Here is a 2250-nt window from a genome sequence, read left to right as displayed (position 1 = left end):
TGGTCGAGGATTCCGGCGAGCCGGAGGACGAGGCACCGGTGGCTGTCGCCGCGAGCGGCTCCGCCGAAGATGACGAGGAGGCCGGCAAATGAGCGAGAACACCACCGGCGGTACCCCGGAGACCAGGGGCAACCGCAAGGGCCGTGAAGGGCTGGTGGTCAGCGACAAGATGGACAAGACCGTTGTCGTCCAGGTCGAGGACCACGTCAAGCACCCTAAGTACGGCAAGGTGCTGCGTCGTACCAAGAAGTACAAGGCGCACGACGCCACCAACGCCTGCGGCGTGGGTGATCGCGTGCTGCTGATGGAGACCCGGCCGCTGTCCGCGACCAAGCGCTGGCGGGTAGCCGAGATCCTCGAGAAGGCCAAGTAATTAGGAACCTTGGGTCCCCCACCGGACCTAACCCCAGCCACCCTCCCGGGGCCTCGCCCTTTGAGGCCCCGGGCCAGGGGGGTCATAGGGGGGACGGGCAGTCCCCCTATACGGGGGGTCACCGGGGGGCGGAGCCCCCGGGGAAGATAGAGAGGTTGACGTGATCCAGCAGGAGTCGCGGCTCAAGGTCGCCGACAACACGGGTGCAAAGGAGATCCTCTGCATCCGTGTGCTCGGCGGCAGCGGCCGGCGATACGCGGGCATCGGTGACGTCATCGTGGCGACCGTGAAGGATGCCCTTCCCGGCGCCGGCGTGAAGAAGGGCGATGTCGTCAAGGCGGTCGTGGTGCGCACCCGCAAGGAGCGCCGCCGCGGCGATGGCTCCTATATCCGCTTCGACGAGAACGCGGCGGTGCTGATCAGGGACGGCGGTGACCCGCGGGGCACGCGCATCTTCGGCCCGGTCGGTCGCGAGCTGCGGGAGAAGCGCTTCATGCGGATCATCTCGCTGGCGCCGGAGGTGCTCTAGATGAAGATCAAGAAGGGTGACAACGTGATCGTGGTCGCGGGCCGGGACCGGGGACGCACCGGTCTGGTCGTCGCGGCCTACCCGGACCGGGGCAAGGTCCTGGTCCAGGGGGTCAACGTGGTCACGAAGAACAAGAAGGTCAGCTACCAGGGGCAGCGGGGCGCCAAGGAAGGCGGCATCACGCACGAGGAGGCCCCGATCGACGTGAGCAACGTGCAGCTGGTCGATCCGGACGACAGCAAGAAGGCCGCGAGGGTCGGCTACCGGTTCGACGAGGACGGCAACAAGATCCGCGTCGCCAGGCCGAGCGGGAAGGACATCTGATGGCTACCGAAGCCACCGAAGCGCCGCCGGTACCGCGGCTCAAGGAGCGCTACCGCACCGAGATCGCGCCCGCGCTCAGGGACGAGTTCGGTTTCGCCAACGTGATGCAGGTCCCCGGCCTGACCAAGATCGTCGTGAACATGGGCGTCGGCGAGGCGGCCAGGGACGCGAAGCTGATCGAGGGCGCGGTCCGCGACCTGTCCACCATCACCGGGCAGCGGCCGGCCGTGGCCCGGGCGAAGAAGTCCGTGGCCCAGTTCAAGCTGCGCGAGGGCATGCCCATCGGCGCGCACAGCACGCTGCGCGGCGACCGGATGTGGGAGTTCCTCGACCGGCTGCTGACGATCGCGCTGCCCCGGATCCGCGACTTCCGCGGCCTGTCCGACCGGCAGTTCGACGGTCACGGCAACTACACGTTCGGCCTCGTCGAGCAGGTCATGTTCCACGAGATCGACCCGGACAAGGTGGACCGGCAGCGCGGGATGGACATCACCGTGGTGACCACGGCAAAAAACGACGCCGAAGGCCGTTCGCTGCTGCGACGGCTCGGCTTCCCCTTCAGGGAGGGGTGACAAGTGGCGAAGAAGGCGTTGATCGCCAAGCAGAAGCGGACTCCGAAGTTCCAGGTCCGGGCCTACACGCGGTGTACCCGCTGCGGGCGGCCGCGGGCCGTCTACCGCAGGTTCAGCCTGTGCCGGATCTGCTTCCGCACGATGGCGCACCGCGGCGAACTGCCCGGCATCACCAAGTCCAGCTGGTAACAACCGAGAGCGAGCACACCGCAGGTCCCTGGAACAAGGGAAACCGCGGTGAGGAAGGCCTCCAGGCCATGACGATGACCGATCCCATCGCGGACATGCTGACGCGACTGCGGAACGCGAATTCGGCGTACCACGACACCGTGGGCATGCCGTACTCCAAGATCAAGTCCCACATCGCGGAGATCCTCCAGCAGGAGGGCTACATCGCGGGCTGGCGGGTGGAAGACGCCGAAGTCGGCAAGAACCTCGTGGTCACCCTCAAG

6 protein-coding genes are annotated in these 2250 nt (G+C 67.2%); all 6 read left to right on the top strand.

Annotated features, from left to right (window positions below; genetic code table 11):
* The first annotated feature begins 88 nt into the window (after positions 1-88).
* A complete protein-coding gene (gene rpsQ, locus VJT49_RS12055; RefSeq protein WP_324164850.1) occupies positions 89-373 on the top strand; it encodes a 30S ribosomal protein S17 in 285 nt (94 codons plus the stop codon).
* Positions 374-533: 160 nt separating this feature from the next.
* On the top strand, positions 534-902 hold the full coding sequence (gene rplN, locus VJT49_RS12050; RefSeq protein ID WP_324164849.1) for a 50S ribosomal protein L14: 369 nt from the start codon (positions 534-536) through the stop codon (positions 900-902).
* A complete protein-coding gene (rplX, locus tag VJT49_RS12045) occupies positions 903-1226 on the top strand; it encodes a 50S ribosomal protein L24 (protein WP_324164848.1) in 324 nt (107 codons plus the stop codon).
* Positions 1226-1798: a 50S ribosomal protein L5 gene (gene rplE / locus VJT49_RS12040; protein WP_324164847.1), complete on the top strand. Its 573-nt coding sequence runs from the start codon at positions 1226-1228 to the stop codon at positions 1796-1798. The genes rplX and rplE overlap by 1 nt, the downstream gene beginning before the upstream one ends.
* Positions 1799-1801: 3 nt before the next feature.
* Positions 1802-1987 carry a type Z 30S ribosomal protein S14 gene (locus VJT49_RS12035; RefSeq protein ID WP_324164846.1) on the top strand — a complete coding sequence of 62 codons (186 nt, stop codon included), beginning with the start codon at positions 1802-1804 and terminating at the stop codon, positions 1985-1987.
* A 68-nt stretch (positions 1988-2055) separates the two neighbouring features.
* On the top strand, positions 2056-2250 hold a 195-nt coding region (gene rpsH, locus VJT49_RS12030; protein ID WP_324164845.1), incomplete at its 3' end, for a 30S ribosomal protein S8.

The sequence above is a fragment of the Amycolatopsis sp. genome (assembly GCF_035276945.1).
GTDB lineage: Bacteria > Actinomycetota > Actinomycetes > Mycobacteriales > Pseudonocardiaceae > Amycolatopsis_E.
This window is presented reverse-complemented; position numbering and strand designations above follow the sequence as displayed.